The sequence below is a fragment of the Tabrizicola sp. BL-A-41-H6 genome (assembly GCF_050632395.1).
GTDB lineage: Bacteria > Pseudomonadota > Alphaproteobacteria > Rhodobacterales > Rhodobacteraceae > JAUYQR01.
This window is the reverse complement of record NZ_CP192600.1, coordinates 1,048,520-1,071,605: the sequence shown is the minus strand read 5'-3', so window position 1 is coordinate 1,071,605 and position 23,086 is coordinate 1,048,520. Positions and strand designations below refer to the sequence as shown.

17 protein-coding genes and 1 pseudogene are annotated in these 23,086 nt (G+C 61.0%); 12 read left to right on the top strand and 6 right to left on the bottom strand.

Features of this window, described 5'->3' with window-relative positions:
• Window position 1: 1 nt before the first annotated feature.
• Window positions 2-1,186, bottom strand: coding sequence for an L-aspartate--glyoxylate aminotransferase BhcA (gene bhcA / locus ACROUL_RS05345; protein ID WP_431298484.1), 1,185 nt, complete (start codon window positions 1,184-1,186; stop codon window positions 2-4).
• 161 nt (window positions 1,187-1,347) lie between these two features.
• Here bhcA and bhcR point away from each other — a divergent pair, with 161 nt between their 5' ends.
• Window positions 1,348-2,157, top strand: coding sequence for an HTH-type transcriptional regulator BhcR (gene bhcR, locus ACROUL_RS05340; protein WP_431298483.1), 810 nt, complete (start codon window positions 1,348-1,350; stop codon window positions 2,155-2,157).
• On the opposite strand, the gene ACROUL_RS05335 is transcribed toward bhcR, so the two are convergent.
• The 3 genes from ACROUL_RS05335 to ACROUL_RS05325 are packed head-to-tail and all read right to left on the bottom strand — an operon-like array spanning window position 2,154 to window position 8,185.
• Window positions 2,154-5,744 carry a hydantoinase B/oxoprolinase family protein gene (locus ACROUL_RS05335; protein ID WP_431298482.1) on the bottom strand — a complete coding sequence of 1,197 codons (3,591 nt, stop codon included), beginning with the start codon at window positions 5,742-5,744 and terminating at the stop codon, window positions 2,154-2,156. The two genes, bhcR and ACROUL_RS05335, sit on opposite strands and share 4 nt — an antisense overlap.
• Window positions 5,741-7,276 (bottom strand): hypothetical protein, encoded by a 1,536-nt coding sequence (locus ACROUL_RS05330; RefSeq protein WP_431298481.1) that lies wholly within the window; start codon window positions 7,274-7,276, stop codon window positions 5,741-5,743. The genes ACROUL_RS05335 and ACROUL_RS05330 overlap by 4 nt, the downstream gene beginning before the upstream one ends.
• Before the next feature lie 15 nt (window positions 7,277-7,291).
• Window positions 7,292-8,185 carry a glycosyltransferase gene (locus tag ACROUL_RS05325; RefSeq protein ID WP_431298480.1) on the bottom strand — a complete coding sequence of 298 codons (894 nt, stop codon included), beginning with the start codon at window positions 8,183-8,185 and terminating at the stop codon, window positions 7,292-7,294.
• A 175-nt stretch (window positions 8,186-8,360) separates the two neighbouring features.
• On the opposite strand from ACROUL_RS05325, the gene ACROUL_RS05320 reads away from it, so the two are divergent.
• From ACROUL_RS05320 to ACROUL_RS05285, 8 genes and pseudogenes are all read left to right on the top strand, one after another.
• On the top strand, window positions 8,361-9,551 hold the full coding sequence (locus ACROUL_RS05320; protein WP_431298479.1) for a glycosyltransferase 61 family protein: 1,191 nt from the start codon (window positions 8,361-8,363) through the stop codon (window positions 9,549-9,551).
• Between the two features lie 229 nt (window positions 9,552-9,780).
• A complete protein-coding gene (locus tag ACROUL_RS05315; RefSeq protein ID WP_431298478.1) occupies window positions 9,781-10,509 on the top strand; it encodes a Crp/Fnr family transcriptional regulator in 729 nt (242 codons plus the stop codon).
• A gap of 104 nt (window positions 10,510-10,613) precedes the next feature.
• Window positions 10,614-11,120 carry a DUF1127 domain-containing protein gene (locus ACROUL_RS05310; RefSeq protein ID WP_431298477.1) on the top strand — a complete coding sequence of 169 codons (507 nt, stop codon included), beginning with the start codon at window positions 10,614-10,616 and terminating at the stop codon, window positions 11,118-11,120.
• A gap of 576 nt (window positions 11,121-11,696) precedes the next feature.
• A pseudogene (locus ACROUL_RS05305) lies at window positions 11,697-12,002 on the top strand (Arm DNA-binding domain-containing protein); the annotation flags it as partial.
• 384 nt (window positions 12,003-12,386) lie between these two features.
• Window positions 12,387-13,022: a site-specific integrase gene (locus ACROUL_RS05300; protein ID WP_431301251.1), complete on the top strand. Its 636-nt coding sequence runs from the start codon at window positions 12,387-12,389 to the stop codon at window positions 13,020-13,022.
• Complete coding sequence (locus ACROUL_RS05295; RefSeq protein WP_431298476.1) at window positions 13,022-13,627, top strand: hypothetical protein; 606 nt, start codon at window positions 13,022-13,024, stop codon at window positions 13,625-13,627. The genes ACROUL_RS05300 and ACROUL_RS05295 overlap by 1 nt, the downstream gene beginning before the upstream one ends.
• Window positions 13,628-13,973: 346 nt before the next feature.
• Window positions 13,974-14,861 (top strand): DUF7146 domain-containing protein, encoded by an 888-nt coding sequence (locus ACROUL_RS05290; RefSeq protein WP_431298475.1) that lies wholly within the window; start codon window positions 13,974-13,976, stop codon window positions 14,859-14,861.
• Window positions 14,858-16,378, top strand: a complete 1,521-nt coding sequence (locus ACROUL_RS05285) for a hypothetical protein (protein ID WP_431298474.1) — start codon at window positions 14,858-14,860, stop codon at window positions 16,376-16,378. The genes ACROUL_RS05290 and ACROUL_RS05285 overlap by 4 nt, the downstream gene beginning before the upstream one ends.
• 374 nt (window positions 16,379-16,752) lie before the next feature.
• Here the strand turns inward: ACROUL_RS05285 and ACROUL_RS05280 are convergent, their stop codons facing one another.
• A complete protein-coding gene (locus ACROUL_RS05280) occupies window positions 16,753-17,040 on the bottom strand; it encodes a hypothetical protein (protein WP_431298473.1) in 288 nt (95 codons plus the stop codon).
• 218 nt (window positions 17,041-17,258) lie between these two features.
• A complete protein-coding gene (locus tag ACROUL_RS05275; protein WP_431298472.1) occupies window positions 17,259-18,848 on the bottom strand; it encodes an ADP-ribosylglycohydrolase family protein in 1,590 nt (529 codons plus the stop codon).
• Window positions 18,849-19,027: 179 nt separating this feature from the next.
• Here ACROUL_RS05275 and ACROUL_RS05270 point away from each other — a divergent pair, with 179 nt between their 5' ends.
• The 3 genes from ACROUL_RS05270 to ACROUL_RS05260 are packed head-to-tail and all read left to right on the top strand — an operon-like array spanning window position 19,028 to window position 23,082.
• Entirely contained in the window at window positions 19,028-22,297 is a 3,270-nt protein-coding gene (locus ACROUL_RS05270) for a TM0106 family RecB-like putative nuclease (RefSeq protein ID WP_431298471.1), read from the top strand.
• 4 nt (window positions 22,298-22,301) lie between these two features.
• A complete protein-coding gene (locus ACROUL_RS05265; RefSeq protein WP_431298470.1) occupies window positions 22,302-22,709 on the top strand; it encodes a hypothetical protein in 408 nt (135 codons plus the stop codon).
• Window positions 22,710-22,752: 43 nt separating this feature from the next.
• Entirely contained in the window at window positions 22,753-23,082 is a 330-nt protein-coding gene (locus ACROUL_RS05260; RefSeq protein ID WP_431298469.1) for a DUF4357 domain-containing protein, read from the top strand.
• Window positions 23,083-23,086: the final 4 nt, after the last annotated feature.

Here is a 23,086-nt window from a genome sequence, read left to right as displayed (position 1 = left end):
CTTACGCTGCGGCTTTCGCCGCCTCCTTCGCCCCGTTGCGGTAATACTCCTGCGCTGCTGCCACACCTGACCCAAGCGTAATCGGCCAGCCGAGGTCGGCCATGCACATCTCTGCCGTGGCCAGACCCGACAGCATCATCACATCCGTCAGGCTGCCAAGATGGCCGATGCGGAACACCTTGCCGGCCACTTCACCCAGACCCACGCCGAACGCGACGCCGTATTTCGATGCGGCCAGCTGCACTAGGTCCGTGCCGTTGCAACCCGCAGGCACGACAACCGCCGTCACCGTGTCGGAATAAAGGTCCGGCGAGGCCGCGCATGGCGTCATGCCCCAAGCCTTGACCGCCCTGCGCACGCCTTCCGCGATGCGGGCATGGCGCGCATAGACCGACTCCAGCCCCTCGTCTTCCAGAAGCTGCACCGAATGGGCCAGACCGTTGATCAGCCCCACGGGCGGCGTGTAGGGAAAACCGCCGGTAGCATATGATTTCAGCATGTCCCTGAAATCAAAGAACGTTCTTGGAAGCTTTGCCGTCTCCATCGCCGCAATCGCCTTCGGGCTGACCCCAAGGATCGCAAGCCCCGCCGGCAGCATGAAGCCCTTCTGGCTGCCCGCCACCGCGATATCCACGCCCCATCCAGCCATGTCGAACAGCATCGACCCGATGGATGAAACACCGTCCACAAAGAACAGCGCCGGATGGTCGCCCATCGCCCGGCGGATGCCGCCGATGTCCGACTTCACCCCCGTCGCCGTCTCGTTATGCGTCGCCAGCACCGCCTTGATCTTGTGGCCCGTGTCGGCCTTCAGCGCCGCCGCGATTTCCCCCAAAGGCGCGCCCAGCCCCCAAGGGGTTTCGATGATCTGCACGTTCAGCCCATGTCGCTGGCACATGTCGATCCAGCGGTGCGAGAACATCCCGAACCGCGCCGCAAGCACCATGTCACCTGGTGACAGCGTGTTGGAAATCGCCGCCTCCCAGCCACCGGTTCCGGTGGACGGCAGGATGATGACCTCGCCCTCGGCCATTCCCAGAACCTTTTTCACCCCCGCGACGGCCGGCTTGAACACCCGGGCAAACGCAGGCGAACGGTGGTCGATCGTCGGCATATCGCAGGCCTTGCGGACACTTTCGGGAATGTTCGTCGGGCCGGGGATAAAGACGGGATTCTGGTAGGACATGGCGTTTCTCCACTTCGGGACACCCTCTTTCTACGCCACCGGGCCCGCATCTCCTATTTTTTCGAAAATGTTTTTCATCCTGACGCACTCATGGTATTTCCAAGCAATTACAGCAGGTCGCGGTTTTTCAGCCTGCCTGATCCCAGAATGTGAGGCGAAAAATGTCGGTCAAGCCACGCGGTCGACCCAAGGCGTTCAACGACAAGACGGATCAGAACACCGTGCAGGCGCTGGACCGTGCGCTTGGGCTTTTGGAACATCTCGCCCAAGGGCCGGGCCGGACCTTGAGCGAACTTGCCGAAGAAACCGGCCAAGCCGTCGCCACCGTCTTCCGCGCCCTCGTCACCTTGCAAGGCCACGGCATGGTCGAGGTCGAAGAACCCGGCCAGGTCTGGCACATTGGCGCCGGGGCGTTCCGGGTGGGAACCGCCTTCCTCCGCCGCACAAAGGTGGTTGAACGCGCCCGCCAACCAATGGACCAGCTCATGCGCGACACCGGGGAAACCGCGAACCTTGGCATGGAGGTCCGCGGCGAGGTGCTGTTTCTGGCGCAGGTTGAAACCCACGAAGCGATCCGCGCCTTCTTTCCCCCCGGCACCAAGGGCCCGATGCATTCCTCGGGCATCGGCAAGGCGCTGCTGGCCTGGTACCCCGAGGACCGGGCCAGCGACATCATCGCGCGCCAGGGGTTGCCGAAGTTCACCACCTTGACGCTGACCACCGAAACCGCCCTACTGCGCGACCTTGCCCGCACCCGCGAGCGCGGCTTTGCCATCGACGATCAGGAACGCGCCGAAGGCATGCGCTGCGTCGCGGCCCCGATCTTCAACGCCTACGGTGAGCCAGTGGCAGGTCTGTCGGTATCCGGCCCCGCCTTCCGAATGGGCCTGTCCGACGCCACTCGCGTCGGCGCGCTGGTCCGCGCTGCCGCCGATCAGGTGACCGAGGCCACCGGCGGCAGCAGGCCTTAACGGCCCCAGCCACCACCACCGGGCGTCAGCATCTCGAACTCCGCGCCAGCGGGCAGATCGCGTTCGTCGTTGCCACGCAGCACCTCCACGCGGCCATCCGGCCAGATCACCCGGTTTTCGCCCACCGCCCCCGGCCCGCCCCCATCGCCGCCGAACGGCGGGATGATCCGGCTGCCGCAAAGGGTGGTTACCGTAACCGGCTCCAGAAACCGCAACCGCCGCACCGCGCCGTTGCCGCCGCGCCAGTGCCCCTCGCCACCGGACCCTTCGCGAACGCCAAAGGCCTCCAGACGCACCGGAAAGCGTTTCTCCAAGATCTCCGGGTCTGTCATCCGGGTGTTGGTCATATGGCTTTGCACGGCATCGCAACCCGGAAAGCCCGGCCCGGCCCCGGTGCCACCGGCAATCGTCTCGTAATTCTGGAAGGCCGCGTTGCCCCAGACGAAATTGTTCATTGTGCCCTGGCTGCCCGCCATCACGCCCAAGGCACCGTAAAGCGCGTTGCAGGCGGCCTGACTGACCTCTGTATTGCCCGCGATCACAGCAGCAGGGGCCCGCGGGTTCAGCATCGAACCTTCGGGAACGATGATGTCCAGCGGTGCGAGGCAGCCTTCGTTTAAAGGTATCGCCTTGCCAACCAGCGTGCGGAACACATACAGCACGACCGCCCGCGTCACCGCCTTCGGTGCGTTGTAGTTGCCTGCTTGCTGCGCGCTGGTGCCGGTGAAATCGACAACCGCACGCCGCGCCTTGCGGTCAACCGAAACGCGCACCTTGATCTCGGAACCGATATCCATCGGATATGTGAATGACCCGTCACGCAGCGTATCGATCACTGCGCGAACGCAATCCTCGGCGTTGCGTTGGACGTGGCCCATGTAAGCGGCGACAACGTCCGCGCCGTAGGCCTCCGCGACGCGCAGCAGTTCGCGTCGCCCGGTTTCATTCGCTGCGACCTGGGCCTTGAGGTCGGCAATGTTCTGGTCCACCGCCCGGCACGGATAGCGCCCCGAGGTCAGCAGTGCGCGGGTTTCGGCCTCACGCAGGCGGCCTTCCACTACCAGAGGGAACAAGTCGATCAGCACGCCTTCTTCCTCGATATGGCGGCTGTCAGGGGGTGACGAGCCGGGCGTGCGGCCACCGATATCGGCGTGATGCCCACGCGAACCAAGCCAGAAAGCCGGTCTGCCACCGACAAAAACCGGGGTGATGACGGTGACGTCTGGCAGATGCGTGCCGCCATTGTAGGGCGAATTCAGCATCCACGCATCGCCGGGGCGCGCCTGATTTGCTACCGCCGCCATCACCACCTTGACCGCGTGGCTCATCGAGCCAAGGTGCACCGGCACATGCGGCGCATTCGCCACCAGATCACCGTTCGCATCAAAGATCGCACAGGAAAAATCCAGCCGTTCCTTGATGTTGACCGACCATGCCGTATTGGCAAGCGTGGCCCCCATCTGATCTGCAACCGACATGAACAGGTTGTTGAAAACCTCCAGCAGCACCGGATCGGCCGTGGTTCCCGAAGCAGGTGCCCGGGTGACCGCTTCGGTTCGCGTCAGCATGAGATTGCCATGCGTATCCACTTGGCCAATCCAGCCCGGCTCAAGCACGATGGTGCCAGTCGCTTCGCGGATGACCGCTGGCCCCTCGATGCGGGTGTCGGTTCCGCAGTCTTGCCGGTCAAACAGTGGCACGCTCGCCCAGGCTCCGCCGGTCCACACCATGAGTTGATCCACGGGAACCGGCGCGGCCTGTCCGACCGACTGCTGCGGCATGTCCGAGCCACCGCCGATCGCCTCGACCGACAGGCTTTCAAATAAAAGCGCGCGTTCAGGCGAGGTGAAACTGAAGCGCGCCTGATGCGCGGCGGCAAACGCTGCGGACATGGCCTGTTGTGAACCGAAGGGAACCTCCAGCGCCTGATGCGAACCGTCGTAGCGCAGGTGGGCGCGCGTCAACACGCGCGCCTCAGCCACGCCCTGCGCCAAAAGCTCATCCTGCGCCTCGGCCTGCAACGTGGTCAGGATACTGGCGGCCTCGTCTGCCGCCATCAGAGGCCGATCGAACTGTGTCTGGCGATGCACCCTGAGGTCGGCCAAGCCCATCCCGAACGCAGACAACACGCCCGCGAACGGATGGATGAAAACCTTCCTCATGCCCAGCGCATCAGCCACCCCGCAGGCATGCTGACCGCCTGCCCCGCCAAAGCAGTTGAGCGTGTAGCCCGTCACGTCATGGCCGCGCTGTACGCTTATCTTCTTGATCGCGTTGGCCATGTTGTCGATTGCGATCCGCAGGAAACCCTCGGCGACCATTTCCGGCGCGGCAAGCTGGCCGGTTTCGGCCGCTATGTCCGCCGCCAGTCGGGTGAACAACGCGCGCACCACATCAAGATCCAGCGCCTCGTCGCCGTTCGGCCCGAAGACGGCCGGAAAATGAGCGGGTGAAAGCCGCCCGAGCATCACGTTGCAGTCGGTAATGGTCAAAGGCCCGCCGCGCCGATAGCTGGCCGGTCCCGGGTCAGCGCCCGCGCTTTCCGGGCCAACCTGATAGCGCCCGTCGCGAAACGCGCAGATCGAGCCGCCCCCGGCCGCCACGGTGTGGATGTCCATCATCGGCGCGCGCATCCGCACACCCGCAACTTCGGTCTCGAACGAGCGTTCATATTCACCCGCATAGTGGCTGACGTCGGTTGACGTGCCTCCCATGTCAAACCCGATCAGCCGAGTGTGGCCCGCCGCCTCGGCAACCCGCACCATCCCGACGATACCACCCGCCGGGCCCGACAGGATGGCGTCCTTGCCTCGAAACCGTCCCGCCTCTGTCAATCCGCCATTCGATTGCATGAACAACAGCCGGGCTGTCGCGCGCCCCATGTCCAATGCCGCCTCGACCTGCGCGACATACCGTCCAAGCAAGGGAGAAAGATAAGCGTCCACCACCGTCGTGTCGCCACGGGGAACCAGCTTTGCCAGCCGACTTACCTGGTGTGACAGCGACACCTGGCTATAGCCGATCTGGGCCGCGATCTCGCCGACCCTACGTTCATGGGCGGGATTGACGTGACCATGCATCAGCGCCACCGCCACCGCCCGGATGCCGGCCGCGTGCGCATCGCCCAGGGCGCGGCGAACGCCGTCTTCGTCAAGCGGGCGAACCTCCTGGCCTTCCGCATCCAGCCTGCCGGCAACGTCCTCGACCCGCTCGTAAAGCAGGTCGGGCCGCCGTATGTGCAGATCGAACAAGGCAGGCCGCGCCTGGGTGCCGATCCGCAGCAGATCGCGGAACCCTTGGGTGATCAGCAACAGAACCCGTTCGCCCTTGCGCTCCAGAAGAGCGTTGGTCGCGACTGTGGTGCCCATCTTCACCGCAGCGATTGTTCCGGTGGCAATCGGCTCGTCGCCGCTCAGGCCAAGGCATTCGCGGATGCCTGCAACGGCCGCATCTGCATAGCGTTCGGGATTTTCCGAAAGCAGCTTACGGGTCAGCAGCCGCCCATCGGGGTCACGCGCAACGATGTCGGTGAACGTGCCGCCGCGGTCGATCCAGAATTCCCATGCCATACGCGCACCGCGGCTCATGTAGCAGAGCCGTCCTCCGTTTCCCAAATCCAGTCATGGCAAAGCCAGTTGAACATCGGCTCGCCGCCGCTGCCAATGTCTGCGGCCCCGTCGCGGACATTCGTGCGCCCGCCCGTCAGCGGGCCTTCATCGCGCAAGGGCAGGTCGGCAACAAGGCCGATCGCAAGCACAGCCTTGCGGAAATCAACCCCGGCCCTGCCCGGATCGGCATCCAGAGAAACAAGAATCTGGCGCCCGTCCACGGCGACGTCAACGACCTGACGCTCGGTGCCGCCTTCCTGCATCCAGCGAAACCCGAAGGTGCTGTTCGCGGTGCGCGAAACGGTTTCGGTATCAATTGCCAGCGGGCTTCCGTCCCCCCCGGCCACCGTCAGCCGGATCGCCTGCCCTTCGCGGGCGTAGCCGGCCACATGGAGGGGCACCCAACCGCTGCCCGAAAGTGTCTGCCGGATCGCGCGGCCATGATAGTCTCCAAGGAACCGCGACGCCGCAGCAACAAGATGCACCGGATCGCCCCGCCCCTTGACCGTCGACCGCCGCGGAAGGAAATACTTCGGCCCTACACAGAAGATGCGCCCCGGATGTGCCAAGGAAGCGCGCAACTGCGCGACAGCGGCCGGAATGGCATTGCGGTGCAGCCTGTCGTCCGGACGGAAGGCTACCCTCGCCTGATCGACAAACATCAAAACCGGAGCGTCGAGGTCCGTGATCAGGCCGAAATCCTCGGTCATGGCGGTTTGTAGCGACACAATCCGGTCGCCGTAAAGCCGCCAATCGTCGGGTTGAAACGCCTCGCCGTGGATGAAGGACATGATCGGCTGGCGCATCGTGCAGCCGTGGACATCGCAGAACTGCCGCGTGCGCGCCAAGGCCCGCAAGATCCCGGCGTACTGAATGCCACTCGACGCGCTGATCCGCCGCGGCAGAAGCTTGCGCATCGCCACACCCCCGCGCCCATGGTTGGTGGCCACGACACCGGTATCGGCCGGCAACCCTGCCAGAAGCCCTGCAACCGCAGCCGAGACCGGACTTTCGCCGGGCCCTTCCGCAAGATCTTCCAGCCGGTCAAGGTCGCTTTGCGGAAAGTGACACGGACCAAAATCACGCTGGTCACGGCCTGGACGTTCTGACACCGACATTTGCGCGCCAGCGCCGGGGTTGGCAAAGGTAAGCGCCCGCCCCGGTGCAATCGGCGTGTCGGTCAATGGCATATCGTGACCAAGGCTAAGCGCTAGCGATTGACCATACATGATGTAAGGCTGCACCTGACGAATCGCGGGGGCCATCGACCATCGGTATTGCATGTCGATCTCTTCGATCTGTTCGCCGTCAGTCCCCATATCATGCGCCACTCGCAGCGTTGCGTCGGTCACACCGACCATCCGCATCGGGTAGAACATCGGCTGGCCAAATTCCGGCCATCCGATCCGGATTGTCCTCCCCTCGGCCTGCCGCAAGGCCACACGCCCACCGGGCAGGGTCACGGGGTGCAGTGCCTGTCGGTGGGCTGGCGCGGGGTCCTCACTGTTCATGGTTGCCCGCCACGCTCACGGAAGCGCAAATCCCATCTCCTCACACAGCTGCGCCGGGGTCGTGGTCGCTTCGAGCATCTTGCGGATCCCGGGCCCGTCGGTGAAAGGAAAAGCGACGGCAATCGCCTCGTCACACCGAGGCGGAGAGACGATTCCAGTGGAAAGGTCCGGGTTGTTCCGGGTCATTCGATCCACCAGCCGGCGGTCGCTGCCGGAATGGACGATTTCGCCGTAGCCAAGCGTATTGTTGACGCTGTGCTGGGTGAAATGAAAGCCCGTGAAGGTCGGGTCGACATAGCTTGGTACATGGTTGCCCATGTCGCGGTGCTGCATGTGCAGTGGCGAACGTAGTACGCCGGGCCCGGCGATGCGCGCCAACCCCTGCGCGTGATAGGAAATCGAGCGGAACCCGTGCTTGGCCTGTTGTCCATCAAGAAAGCCGACGACGCCTGACGGATAGCAGACCAAACCGCCGGTATCGACACGATCCGCATCGCGCTTCAGCCGGGCGATGTAGCTGGACGGAACGGCATCATCATCGTCCAGACGGAAATGTGCCGACTGGATCGTTCCGTCCGCCGTGGTTTCGCGCATGAAGGGGGCGATCAGCTTGGCGTAGTCGCGTGACATCGTGCGGTTTAGTCGGACAAAGGGATACGCCACCACAACCCGCTCAAGCCGCAGATGAAACACCTCGGGCATATCTTCGGACACGGTGACCAGCAGAGTGAAATCCTGATCGGTCTGTGCACCAAGGCTGGGAAGCATCAGATGCTCGAACAGGTGAAACCGGATTGCCATCCGCAAGGGATGCCACAGCCGAAGGTGGGCGTCCTCGATACCCGTCAGCTCACGTCCGGTGTCAGAGATTCCAAACCAAGAAAACCGGCAATGGCCGAAAATCTGCATGCCCCTCGCTCCACTGCCGGACGCCCGCTCGGGCCGAAAACCGCTCAGCACGACACGTCGCAGAAATGCGCATAGCGCGCAAGAATTCCCGAGCCGCGCCGGCAAGCGCCAAGGCTTGAAACATCGCAGCCATCCGTGCATCTATCCCCATGTCATCCCGACGCTGGGAGCAGTGATGAGCGACTTCAGCGGTGTCTTGCCGAACGATTTGCCGCAAGCGCGGATCGAACGGGTCGATGGGGCAATCATGCGCCCGCCGCGTGAAGGTGATATGGGCGGGCTGCCTCAGATCTGCGGCGTGTTCCGACCCGATGGGACGCTCGTGGAACTGTCAAAGACCGTGTCGATCGGCGGCTCCCTTTCGCCGTCACCGCCGGTTCCCGAAGCTCCGTCCGGCCAGCGTGACGGCGCGTGGCTGTTTGGCGGCCAGCTTTACCATCATTTCGGCCACGGGTTGATCTATTCGGCGTCGCGGCTCTGGGCGATCCGCCGCCTGCTGGAGGACGGCGTGCCGCTGCGTGGCATCCTTTTTCACGAACGCCATTCGATCGAACCGAAGGGCGACGCGGCGCTTCCGCGTAACCTTCGCCTGACGCTCGATGTGTTTCAACCGGGCATCCCGGTGGTCACCACCGGCGCCACCGAACGGGTCGAGACGCTGTATGTCCCACAGCAGGGCCTGTCGACGCATCCGAGCCTTTTCCTGGGCCTCGAAGAGCAGCGCCGCTTCCTGCGCGACAACGCCGCCCGCATCGAGCCGAACGCGGCCCCACGCGACATCTACATCTCCCGCACCCGAATTGGCTGGAAGGGCAACCACCTTTTCGAGTCCGAGATAGAGCGCGCCTTGGCGGCGGCGGGGTATCACGTTTTCCACCCGCAGCAGGCCTCGCTGGCCGACCAGATCGCGACCTACCGTTCGGCCCGCCGCCTGATCGCCGTTGACGGCTCGGCGCTGCATGTCGCAGCGACGGCGATACCAGCCAGCGCAAGGGTCGCCATCATCTCGCGCCGCGAATTCTATGCGTGGGCGCTGGCCGACCAGTTGCACGCTTTTTCCGGGTGCGAAGCGCGCGTAATCGAAGCGCACCGCGACATGTACGTTGCCTCCCGCGGGATGGGGCGAAATTCATCATGGTTCGGCGCACTGGTCAGCACGGACTTCGCCCGTCTCGGGCAGGAATTGGTGCGGTACGGTTTTCTTGAAACGGCTCCCGACTGGCAGGTTCCGACAGATGCGGACCTATCCAACCGACTTGCTGCAGCGAAGGCAAAGCTGGGTGACGATCTGGTCAGGGTGCCCGAAGACGTGCGGTCGAAGGAACCGTTCTTCGGGGCGCATCACAAAGCCATGCATCCCCTTTGACCGGGTCGCCTGAAGGGGCGGCAAGGGTTGGCTTCGCCATCCGATCTGCATTAGAACTGTCGCGTGAGTGATGTGCCGGTTGCCTCCCGTTCCCCGAGACGTCTGACACCTTCACGGAGCTTGAAATGCCTTCCCTCTGCGAACCGCTTTGCGCCGGCAAGACGTTGCCAGCATTTCCGCAAGGCATGATGGTCGCTTTGCCGTCCAGCAACATGCCGGATGGCCGCGCATGAAGGAACCGAAGGCTGGCCCAATGCGTCAGGCCATGGCCGCGCTAAGGTCGTGCGAGGTTTTTGCCAGCCTGGACACAGCCTCGCTGACGTCCTTGTCGAAACTCTCGGTCTGGCGCGAATGGCCAGCAGGTGCAGCAGTATTCCTGCGCGGCGATGCGGGCAGCCACATGATTTTGGTTGTGTCGGGCCGCCTGCGCCTTTCGCTTGTCAGCGCGGCAGGTCGCGAGATCCTGCTCGGCACTATCGGCCCCAATGGTGTGGTCGGCGAGGTAGCCCTGATTGACGGGCAGCCCCGCTCGGCCGATGCCACGGCGATGGAACCCACCCTTGGTCTAGTGATCTGGCGGGACGCTTTCCTTGCCGCGATGGATGAAGACCCGCGCCTTGGACTGGAAATGTCGCGCTACCTGTGTTCGCTGTTGCGCGCGACCAACTTCCAGATGGAATCCATCGCGCTGCATGATCTTCGCTCGCGGCTCGTGCGCTTTGTGCTTCTGGGGTTGAAGCAGGCGCATGGCGATGTGCTTCCTGCGCGCTGCGATTTGCGCGTCCGGCTCAATCAGGCGGAACTGTCAGCGATGCTGGGGGCAAGCCGGCCGAAACTGAACCGTGCCCTGCACGATCTTTTCGACGAAGGCGCTCTTCGCCGTGACGGCGATCTGTTGATCTGCGAGACAGCCCAGCTGCTGCGCATCGCCGAAGAGTCCGGCGCGGTTGAAATCTGACCAGAAAAATTTCCTGAGTTCCCCAGGGAACAGCGCACGGACAGCACATGCGCCAATCTGATCCTCACAGGCCCTGAGCAAAATGGGCAGCGGAGGACGCGGAAATGATGAATGTCGGTGTAGCGCAAATGATGGTAGGCCTGATTGAATCGGGCCGGATTTCGCCCAGCGAAGAGACCGAAGCAGATCACGGAAGCATGACAACTGGTCGCAAGACCCGGCTGCACCGCTTCTTTGCACCGCTTCGTGTCGCGCTGGAAACCTTCCAGCAGGGCCGCTTGTTGCGGCGCGAAGTGGCGCGGCTTGACGCCCTGTCCCCGCACCTGCTTGACGATATCGGTCTGGGTCAAAGTTTCGGACTTGAGGCGGAACTTGAAGACGCAGCGCTGAACGCCAAGCAATCTACGCCTGCAAGCATTGCCACTACGGTGAATGCGCCCGTCGAAACTGTCGCTCCGACCGCGTCGAAGCCGATCATCATCCCGAATCCTCCCCGCTTCGACCGTCCGGCGGAAGGAATTTTCGCAGCAGCCGACGAGCTACGCGACGGGATTGGCCGCGTCCACCTGACAATCGCCCCGGCCACCAATCGGCCCCACAGCCGCGCCTAAGGAGGACAAGAAGACTGAGATCCGAATTTTACGAAAGGTAGGCACGAACCTCCATCGCGCCGTTTTCCGGTAGCTCGCACTGTCAGTCGGTCACTTCCCCAACGATTGACGCAGCATCGGAAGGCGGTTCGGGCGAAGCGGCAGCAATGTCGCCTTGCAAGTGGCAGCTTCGTCAAAGTTTTTTGAAACCAATTCTTTTCAGAGGCCGGGCTCAATTATCAAATTGCCCGGCTTCTTTCATTTTCAGCAACATCGCACTGTCAGCTTTTTGAGGCACGGTCCGTAACTGAGGCTAAGCGGCCAATTCCCCTCCGTCTGACCAGCATCACACCTGCAAAGGTGAAAAACGCATCGATAGGAGGGTAAAGTGGCGGACCCGGAGCGATTCGAACGCCCGACCCTCAGATTCGTAGCTGCGTGCCAAGCGATTTCATGAGCTAACAGCACTGATCAAAAATGCCAAAATAATCTTTATATCTCAGTTATTTATAGCCACACTGGTTGTCATCATGTATCACCTGATAACGGCGCTTAACATGCAGATGTGTTACCCCAGGTGTTACCCCGAGAGAGAGAATGACGGCGAGGCCTCTGACCGCAAAAGCCGTAGAAAACGCCAAACCTGGAGACGTTAGGTACGAGCTATCTGACATCCGGGTTCCAGGTCTTTTTCTCGTCGTTCAGCCTAGCGGGGCCAAATCATGGGCCTTTCGCTACCGGTATCTGAGGAAGCCAAAAAAACTCACCATCGGACCCAGCCTCGCTGACCGAAGTGGAGAGAAGGTTCCCTTCCTCGGTGAAGCTCACACTCTTGCGGAAGCACGTGCTGCCGCAGAGCGCGCCGCTGCGATGCTAGCCGAAGGAAACGATCCCACGGCCCTCCGGCGCGCAGAAACCGAGGCCGATCGGGCCAAAACTGACACAGTGGACTTTGCGATCAAAGAATTCCTGGAGCGCCATGTAGCTGTGGTAAACCGACCCAAGACCCAGGTGGGCGTCAGCGCCATTCTTCGTCGCGAGGTAAGCGGCGCGTGGGGTGAACGAAAACTCAGAAGTATTACCTCGAAGGACGTTCGCGCTCTGACACGTGACGTTTCGACACCCTCACTAGAAGGCGGACGGAAGCGCGGGGGGCCGGGGGCGGCACGCAGTTGCTATGCAGTTTTGTCGAAATTCTTCAGCTGGTGCGTACATGAGGGCATGCTAGCTGCCTCACCCGTTGTTGGCACAAAGGCTCCCCCAGCCCTTAGCTCACGAGACCGCGTATTGACGGACAACGAAATTTGCCTCGTCTGGGAAGCTTCGATGCGAGTACCGTCACCTTTTGGCGAAATGTTTCGCATTCTCTTGCTTACCGGGCAGAGACGCGATGAGGTGGCACAAATGCGCTGGTCAGAGCTGGACCTAGAGGGTGCGACATGGCTACTGCCGGCCCAGCGGTCGAAAAACCGCAAGCCTCACGCAGTGCCACTCAGTGACACAGCCCTCACGATCATCAAGAACCTTTCAAGGGTCGCACACCCTGCGACGGGGGAGCGCAGTGACTTCGTTTTCACGACCACTGGACACAGTGGGGTGAGCGGATACTCGAAAGCAAAGGCCCGTCTCGATCTAGAAATCGAAAAAGTTGCCGCGCCGACTGGGCTCAAGATGCCAGTCTGGCGCCTGCACGATCTCCGCCGCACTGTTGCTTCTGGAATGGCCCGCTTGGGACAGCCGATCCATATCGTTGAGGCGGTGCTGAACCACCGGAGTGGTACGATCTCAGGGATTGCTGCAGTCTACATCCGCCATGAATTTGCCGAGGAGAAACGCCGTGCGCTGCAAACGTGGTCAGAATTCACCGAGCGTCTAACGACATCCAAGGGAAAACTGATCGAAGCAGACCCGAGGAGCACGTGATGGGAAAAAACGGTTCCAGTCGCGCAAGTGACAAGGACGTATCGCGGCGCTTCAAGGCGAGGGGTTGGCTTACTGAAGCGATAAGGCGAGGGATGGATTTGGGAATTGACGTCGCACCGGCCATGGATCTTTTAGAGGCACTTGAGAACCTCGACTATGTCGAAGTTGTTGAAAATTACGGTACAGAGCTTGAAGAAGTAGTTTCCTCCCGGAGCGACGGCCCCGCCAACATTCAATTGCAACCCGGTCAAGTGCTTCGTCTTGCAGGGCACGTTGACCCTATTCTCAAGCTCCCTGCCGATGGTCCGCGTACTGTTTCTAATGTGAAGGGAGGCATTAAGCTGACCCCTGCGCAAGAGAGTAGGCATGCACGATCCATCGCATTTGTGGATAGTCTAGTCGATCTCGGCATGAGCGTCGCTACCGCTACGAAAAGGGTAGAAGACTATCTGGGCCCGGTAGCTAATCTAAGAAAAAAATTTAACTCTCGGGGATATAGTGTTTTGGAGCAGGAGTACGCCGATCATCGAGCACTGCTTCATGGAAAGTCCGACAACGAGGTTTTTGCATTGATTGTGAAAGCAGCCCTCCCGGAACGAAAATAGTTCACCGATCCCCCTACGTTGAACTGCCCCTAGGGCGAATGATGGCTCCAAGCGCACTCATGGAGCCTCTCGATGCAACACACACTCATATCATCTACTACGCTGCGGAAGCACATGCTTGGTGGCGTCTCTGCGATGACGATTTGGCGTTGGCTCAACGACCCCAACCTCTGTTTTCCACGGCCAATTTACATCGGCCGGCGCCGCTTCTGGCGCGAAGCCGATGTAAACACGTGGATTGAAGAGCGCTCACAGCTTTCCACTCAAGATAGCTCCGCGGCGGAAAAGCTAGTCCAGCAAACAACCCCCTTTGACATGGCAAACTTGAAGCCGAGGGGCGGTCGTCATGCGTGATGCTCGCGCTTTGACTCTTGTTGCGGGTGGACGCTGGTTTGGCCACTACGGGACCGCCCCCTGTCCGATCTGCCAGCCGGAAAGAAGGTCAGATCAAAACGCGCTTTCGCTCAGCGAAGGATCGCGCGGTCAATTGCTCGCTCATTGCAAGAAAGAAGGCTGCAAGTTTGCAACCATCATCGCCGCTCTTGGTGGGGATCAACTCACGGGTCGCAGCCCGACCTCCAAAGAGATCGAGCGCCGCATTTGGGAAGAACGCCTGACTGCAGAGCGCAATGGCGCTTTTGCCGCCCGTATTTGGGGTGAAGCCATCCCCATCCTTGGCACGCCCGGCGAGACCTACCTTCGCCGCCGGGGCATTACATGCGATATTCCGACTACCCTGCGTTTCCACCCTAACTGCTGGCATCGGGCGATCGGCAAAGGCCATCCTGCGATGATTGCCCGAGTAGAACGCGGCTGCGGCGTAGCAATCCATCGGACGTGGCTTGCAGCGGACGGCTCGAGTAAGGCGTCCGTGAACCCTCCGAGGGCCATGCTCGGTGCACTCGCTGGTGGCGCTGTACGCCTTGTGGACGGGAGAGAGGGGCTGGCGGTGGCTGAGGGTGTCGAAACCGCCCTGAGCCTCGCCAGTGGCCTCCTTGCAGCACCTGTCAGCATTTGGGCAGCTCTTTCTGCTAGCGGCCTAGCGTCGCTTGAGCTGCCTGAAGAAGTTGGCACGCTCATCGTTGCGACGGATGGAGATAGCGCCGGGACGTCTTCTGGTCAGAAACTCGCCGAGCGGGCCTCTCGCTTGGGTTGGAAGGTATCTATGCTTCCGGCGGCCGAGGGGACCGACTGGAATGATGTCCTGCAGGCAGGCCTTGGAGCGTCGCTATGACCGAGGTGCGCACGCGTAAGATCGTGAAATATGTGGAGAGCGAACTCCCTCACGTTGTTGACGCTGTCATTGCCGCACTGGTGGAGGCGGGGGCCCCTTTCTATGCGCGCGGGACGGGACTTTTCCGGCCGGTCACCTCCCACCGCAATCTCGGGGCGGCTAGCGCATTTAGCGGTCTTGGTGCAACGATCCTCGTATCTGTCGACAAAACCACCGTGGTCGAAACTGCGACGCGTCTTGTCAACTTTAAGCGTCATGACGACCGGCTCAGGGAAGGTAGCAAGTGGAAAGAGGTTCGCTGCCCTGATCTTGTCGCCGAAGCAATAATAGCGAGGCGCGGCGAATGGAGTTTTCCCGAGCTACGGGCGGTCGTTTCCGCGCCGACGCTACGGCCTGACGGGACGATCCTCGAACAAAAGGGGTATGACGCAGCTACTGGTATCTTGTTTGTCTCCGATCTGGATTGGCCAAGTATTTCGAGCGACCCCACCCAAGAAGAAGCGCGTGCAGCCCTCCATCTGTTGGCCGAACTTGTTCAAGACTTCCCGTTTGTTGGCCCTGCCGACCGCTCTGCTGCCCTTGCGATGCTGCTCACCTCTGTCGTCCGGCCGTGTCTGGCATCGGCACCCATGTTCGGGGTATCGGCACCCACACCAGGAACCGGAAAATCCAAGCTTGTCGACATCGCCTCCATTATGGCCACCGGTTCTACTGCATCCGTATTGTCTGCCCCGAGAGAAGAGGACGAACTCAAGAAGCAGATCGGCGCGGCACTGATGGCAGGAGACCCATTCATCACCCTCGATAACATTGAATTCCCACTTCGCTCTGCGTTCCTGTGTCAGGTACTCACCCAAGAGCAGGTTTCCGTGCGGGTTCTGGGGGAAAGCAGGAACGCAAAATTGCCTACGTTGGCAACGTTCTGTGCGACCGGGAACAGCCTCCGGTTTGCAGGTGATCTGACGAGGCGGGCTGTGCAGATTAACTTGGACGCAGGCGTCGAGCGCCCGGAAGACCGGATTTTTGGACGGGACGTGACACTGCTTGCAAAGGAGCAGCGGATCACCTTTGTCTGCGCAGCCCTCACTGTCCTGCGCGCCTTCCGCGTGTGTGGCGGGCCAAAGGTGAAGCCTCTCGGTTCCTTTGAAGAATGGTCGGACAACATCCGCTCAGCGCTCATTTGGCTTGGTGAAGCCGATCTGCTTGATAACGGCGAGAAGCTCCGGGATAGCGATCCGGAGCGGGAACGGATAGCGTCGATCCTCGCCGCTCTCCCCGTCGGAGAGTGGACAACTCGGAGTCTCGCACCAGAAGCGCAAGGCAATGGCCCCTTAGCTGAGGCGCTCGATGAGTTCATTGAAAGGGGCAGCTTCAACTCATTGAAGTTTGGCAACTACCTTCGGAAGCATTCCGGCCGGATCATCGACGGGCGGCGGGTTGTTCAAGCCGGCCGAAACAGATTGAACTGCGTGCTTTGGTGCGTGAAAGACCAAAACACTCCCGATAAAGCTTGGTAATTAATATAAAGGCAAAAGAAACTTGGCGATTGTCCACCGGCTCGCCCCTTTAGGCTAAGCCGCTCAAAGGCTCGGCGACGCATCTCGATGAGGAAGCCGCTTAGCGGGACCATGGCGCAGTTGCCCCGCCACCGCATTTTGACTCGTCATCCGAACGTGAAGGTGAACGGTTCACACCGATTACGCCTGCCCTTTCCCGCATAGGGTGAATAGTCAGCATAGTCTCCTTCAGCTTAGCGCGAAAAATTGCAAAGAGGTAATTCTGCGGGTTCCCGGAAATGCAACCTATGCGGCCTATTCAGCCTATGCTGAGGTCGCGCCAATGTGCCGCCTGTTCCGTCGTCGGTTGCCACTAGAGACCCCAACGACCCACGTTACTTCTCGCCATTCTCTATCCAATTAAGATGCCTGATGATGTCACTCAGTCCGTCCGTTTGGTCCTTCCCTTGGCTGCGGATCTGAGACAGGCGCTCTTCAATTGCCACCACGGTATCGGGATCCGTCTCGATAGGCTTGGGCACGGGAACCATGTAACGCGCAGCAGCTTTCGCAGCGTCGAGGCGCAAGTCGATAGGCTGCGCAACGTCGTTTGCTACCTGAGCGAAAAATGTGAGAGGCGACCAGCCAGGATAAGCGTCGGCAACCGCTTGGATGGCTTCCATTGAACGACGGTTGTTAATCGACCCTGGTTTCCGTCCGGCACCAGGCCTCGCTCCACCTCTGCTCACCTGCTTTGACCCCTCAATATTGGTATTTTTTCAAATTACCCGATATCGGGAAAATATTCAACTATCTGTTATTGTTGTATTTTTCACGACATAACGTAGCCGACCTAGGTAACTGCATTTCGGCCAGTCACGCAACTGAGCGCGTTGGCGCCTCACCAGCCCGGGTAGGCGTCAGCCAGCTGTTCAGCAGCATCAGCCAGCTGTTCACTAGCATCAGTCTCATGTTCCAAGCGGAGGTGATCTCGAACAAGGCCCGCAATGATGTCGGCGCCTTCGATGGAACCCGCCCAACGGTGCCCGAGCGCCGCTGCTGGATCGATCAGACCAAGCATATTTCCGGCGATGGCACCGGTGGAGTCGCTGTCTCCGCCGTGTAGTACGGCAATCTGCAGACTGTCGTCGAAAGACCTCCCTGCAAGGCAGGCGTAGAGAGCGATTGAGAGGGCCTCCTCCGCTGTCCACCCGCCACCTAAGGCCTCGACAGTCTCTGCTCTCCCATCGCGAGGCGCTTCGAGGGCGGCTCGAATTGCACGGACGGTCTCGCCTCCGCCCTCTAGTCGTTCATAGGCGGCGGCAATGCTCGTAGCAGTGTCTTCGAGGGGTGCGCCCCCCGCCACATCAGCCAGCATTTCAGCCCAAGCTGCGGCGGCGAGCTGGCCTGTGGGGTGTCCGTGCGTCAGTGCAGAGGTGTCCAAAGCGGTGGAGCGCACCTCTTTCCGGCGGACCATTAAGGCAACGGGAGCAACGCGCATGATCGTGCCGCAGCCTTTGCTGTTGTTCCTGGCAAGTGCGCCGAAGCGGTTGCTCTTTTCCAGCGCTGACAAGCATGTTGTTCCTGGAGCGCGTCGTTTCCACATCCTCCGATCCGAAATCAGACCGATGTCATCCGTCTTTATGAGCGCCGTGCCGCCTTGTGTTCGGTACCACCGCAAAAGCGAGTGATGAACCACCGTTGGTGGATAGCAGAGGCCTTTTAGACTGCCGCGAACGAAGGCGCGGATAAGGCCTTCCGCCGTGAACAGCGTCATCTGCGTGTCGTCAGTGATCGCACCGCGCTGGCCTTGGTGGGGCGGCAGGTCAGTGATCCCATCGGGAAACCGTCGCCGGATTTCAGCTAGCGACAGGAACTCGATATCGGCGCCAAGGCTGTCTCCGATTGCCCCACCGATCAGGCTGGCATGCAGCTGGAGGCCGGGCAGGCCATGGTGGCGGGCGTGATGCAGCAACCAACGTTCCTGCTCGGCCGTCTCGATTGCTCCTGGACGCACCGAGCGCACCTCTGAGATCGCTGCAGGCGCCTCTCGACCGCGTTCTATCAAAAGCAAAGCAGCCATCATGCCTGCACGACCTCGACCGCCGCGGCAATGCAGGAGGATGCGGCCGCCTCGTTCGACGATCCGGTGGAGTTTTGGTGAAAGCGTCCGCCAGCGCTCCATAGCCGGCTCGGTCGGAACGTCGAGGTCCCTTATCGGAAACTGATACCACTCCATACCTCGTGACTGGATGACGTCGCCTAGGGAGGCGACCGAAAGCATCTCGAACTCATGGTCCTCAATCAGCGTGAGGACAGCGTCAGCACCCCACGCCATGATCGCGTCTACATCGCTCTCCATGTCGCGATCCCAGGGCGCGCCGAACACGCTGTCACCCTTCTTTCCGGGACAGAACGTGACGCCCAGTAGCCCGTTTGCGAGCGGAAGGGTGCTTATGTTGATGGGGTGGCTTGCGCTGGTGCGGACCAAACGGGTCTCCTCTTCTTTCTAGTCCCTAACTGACTATACTCTGCAGGCGTCAATTCCTGTCACCCAGACTTTGCATGGGCTTGTAACCAAACGAGCTTGAGTGAACACTCCCCCCAAGGATCGCCCAGAAGATGACATCGCTTGTACGACTGCGAGTTGCGTAACTTTACAGGGTCACCATGCGAAATATCGGCTCCACCATCCTCTTCTCGGCGACCGATCTGATGCGGTTCATGGGGTGCTCTCATGCGACCACGCTGGATCTGGCCCGTCTGCGGGGCGAGGGGCCGGAAGCTCGTGAGGATAGCGAGGATGCCGTCCTGCTGCAAAGGCAGGGCGATGCCCACGAGGCTGCGCACCTTGCGCGGCTGGGCGCCGCTGGGCGCGGCATCGTGGAGATAGCGCGGGGCGGCCTAGTGGAGAATGCTGAAGCGACCCGTGATGCCCTTGCCGCTGGGCCGGACGTTGTGTTTCAGGGAGCATTCCTTTCGGGCAATTGGGGCGGCTGGTCAGATTTCTTAGAACGCGTTGAGCTCCCCTCCACCCTCGGACCTTTCAGCTACGAGGTGACGGACACCAAGCTGAAGCGCCGCCCTCATCCGAAACATGTGTTGCAGCTGGTCCTCTATTCCGACCTCCTGACTGAAATTCAGGGCGTCGCACCGGAGTTCGCCCATGTTGAACTTGGCGATGGCTCCCGTGCGACGCTGAGGCTTGCTGACTATGCCGCCTACCCAAGGATGGCGCGAGCGCGGCTGGAAGCCTTCGTGGCCGACCCGACACCAACACGGCCCATCCCCTGTGCCGACTGCAGCTTGTGCCGCTGGGCCGACCATTGCGAGAGCGTCTGGAAGGCAGAGGACAGCTTATTCAATGTCGCCAATATCAGCCGCGGACAGGTCAAGAAGCTGGAAGCGGTCGGCATCGCCACGATGGAAGCTCTTGCCAAACTCGATCATCCAGTTCGCAGCATGGCGGAAAACACACGGCTGCGTCTGTCCATGCAGGCACGGCTGCAGCACGCCCGCAAGAACGGCCAACCGGCGTTTGAACTGCGCCCGTCAGAACCGGGCAAGGGATTTGACCTGCTGCCCGAGCCGCAACCCGGCGATGTCTTCTATGACATCGAGGGCGACCCGCATTTCGAGGGCGGCTTGGAATACCTTCATGGCGTCTGGTTTGACGGTGAGTTTCGCGCGTTCTGGGGCCACGACCATGCCGCCGAGGCAAAGGCACTGTCTGATTTGCTCGCCTTCTTCCGTGACCGTCTTTTTGCCTATCCGACCGCGCGCATTTACCACTATGCCGCCTACGAAATCACTGCACTTCGGCGTCTGACCACGAAGTATGGGATTGGTGAGGCCTTCCTCGACCGTCTGCTGCGCGAGCGCCGTTTCGTTGATCTGTTCGCCGTTGTGCGCGGTGGATTGATCGGGTCCGAGGCAAATTATTCCATCAAGTCGATGGAAGCCTTCTATGGCCGCAAGCGCGATGGCGAGGTGAAAACCGCAGGCGGTTCGGTCGTCGCCTATGAGCGCTGGCGAGAGACGGGTGATCAGCAGATCCTCGACGAGATCGAGGACTACAACCGCGTCGACTGCATCTCCACCGAGGAGTTGCGCGATTGGCTGGTGGATATTCGGCCCGCTGCGCCTTGGCCTCTGCTGGGGGAAGATGCTGGGCCGAAAGAGGAGGAAGAGGACGCAGATACCGAAGCGTTGCGCGCGATGCTTGCCGCCTCCGGTCTGCCACAAGAGCGGCAGGACATGCTGTTCAACCTTGGCGTCTTCCACAAGCGGGAAGCCAAGCCTGCCAAATGGGCGGTTTTCGACAGCGTCGGAAAGGATGAGGACGATCTCATCGACGATCTTGATGCTCTTGCCGGACTGGAGGCGACAGGGCCTGCTTTACAGATCAAACGGTCCATGGCACGCACCTACCGCTTTCCGCAGCAGGAGACGAAGTTGCGCGGTGGGAGAAATGCGACTGTCCCTGTCGTCGACGGTCCGCCCGCAACTGTAAGTATCGAGGAGATGGATCGCACGGCGCGCGAGATCACGGTCAAGGCAGGGGTTTCGAGGGCGCAGCTCTTGACTGACCGGCTAACGCTGCACCCGGACTGGCCGCTGAAGACTGACGTGATCGCCGCTGCCATGAGGGACGTGATCGCCGATCAATGCGGCTCGCGCGCCTACAGGGCTGTAGATGACCTTCTGTCTCGTGCAGCGCCGCGCCTTGCAAGCGGCGGCCCCCTTGAGCCTGCCGCCGATCCGGTCGCAGGCACAATCGCCGCTGTCGTGGCAATGGAGAACTCAGTTCTGCCGATCCAGGGGCCGCCAGGTACCGGCAAGACCTATGTCACAGCCCGCGCGATCCTTGCCCTTGTCAGGAAGGGCGCTCGCGTAGGCGTCACATCAAACAGTCACGAGGCGATCCGCAACGTCCTGATGGGCTGTGTGAGCGCGCTGGAGGATGATCATCTGCCAATCACCCTCGATCTCGTCCACAAGACCTCCGGCGAGGTTGACGGGTATCCCGAGGACTGCGCCGTTCGCAGGACCAACGACAATGACGCTGCCGCCGGCGGCCAGCATGTGGTCGGTGCGACTGCATGGTTCTTCTCCCGCGACGAGAATGTGCAAGCCTTCGACTGGCTCTTCGTGGACGAGGCAGGACAGGTCGGCCTTGCGAACATGGCCGCCATGGGCAGGGCCGCGCGCAACATCGTTCTCGTAGGTGACCCCCGCCAGTTGCCGCAAGTCATCCAAGGCGCACATCCCGAGCCTGCGAACCTTTCCTGTCTCGACTGGATGCTTGGTGAGCATGCGACCGTGCCACCAGATCGCGGTATCTTCCTTCCGATCTCAAGGCGCATGCATCCGGAGGTCTGCCGCTTCATTTCCGATCAGGTCTATGAGGGGCGGCTTGCCAGCCACCCTGACACCGCACATCAATGCGTCATCGGAACACCATTTCCCGAGGCTGGAGCCTTCTGGGTGTCGGTCGCCCATGAAGGCAATTCCCAGATCGCCCTAGAGGAAGTGGCCGCCATTCAAGCCGCCATTGGAGGCCTGCTGCATGGCACCTGGACGGAGAAAGATGGATCAACCCGTCCGATGCGGCAGGCGGACATCATCGTCGTCGCCCCATACAATGCGCAAGTGAATGCCCTCCGCGATGTACTGCCCGATGGCGTCCGCGTCGGCACTGTAGACAAGTTCCAGGGGCAAGAGGCGCCGGTTTGCCTCGTCTCGATGACGGCGTCCTCGGCCGAGGAGACATCACGAGGTATGGAATTTTTGTTTTCGCTCAACCGCATCAACGTGGCGGTATCGCGCGCCAAGGGGCTTTCGCTGGTGTTCGGGGCGCCACGCCTGCGTGAGGCGAAGTGTGAGACCGTCGCGCAAATGCGGCTGGTGAATATTCTGTGCGAGCTGCAAGATTGGTAACAGGATGAACATCGAAAAGACTATCAGTGACCTGCCAAATGCCGAAACGAGGAAACTCAAGGATCTCTTGGTGAACGCCAACAGGATCCTGAGCAAAGATCCCAAGCACCTGATAGCTACGCGCTTGCGAGATGCTCTCACAGACGAACTCGCACGCCGGAAGGCTCCAAACCGGATCAGAGTTGGCCCGCTTTGGTGGGAGCCGCGCGATCGAGATGTCGCTGAATCTTTCGCCTATACTGACGCACATTCCACGATACCTGTGGCGGCGATCTTCAAAAGCGCCACACATACGGCAACACGCAAAGCAGTCTATTCAGTTCGGATCGGGGATCACACCTTGGACGGCCGTTTCGCAGAGGTTGCCGTCGCTCGCCAAGCGGGCTCGGATGCTTGGGAAGAGCAGCAATAACCAGTTTAATACGATGTTCGGATACACGTTCTGGAGGGAAAAGATGAGCGAAGACAAATGGTTCGTTCTGCGCGCACAGAAGGCTCAAGCCTTCGGTCGACCTGAGGCGGACGGCTTCCTCGTTCGGAAAGGCTCGACGGCAATGCGAGAAGGTTCACCTCAGGTGAAGCGTGATCGCGAGGAGCGTGACCGCTTGGTTCGACAAGGAGTTCTGATCCCTGACAGCGACCCTGATCTATTTCGTTTCTCGCGAGACAACCTCTTCGGAAGTTCAAGTGTGGCTGGCGGTGTTGTCAAGGATGGCAATTGTAGCGGTCCACAAAGCTGGTGCCGTCCCACCGACGGCAAGACCCTCAAAGACGCCATGCGGTGAGAGG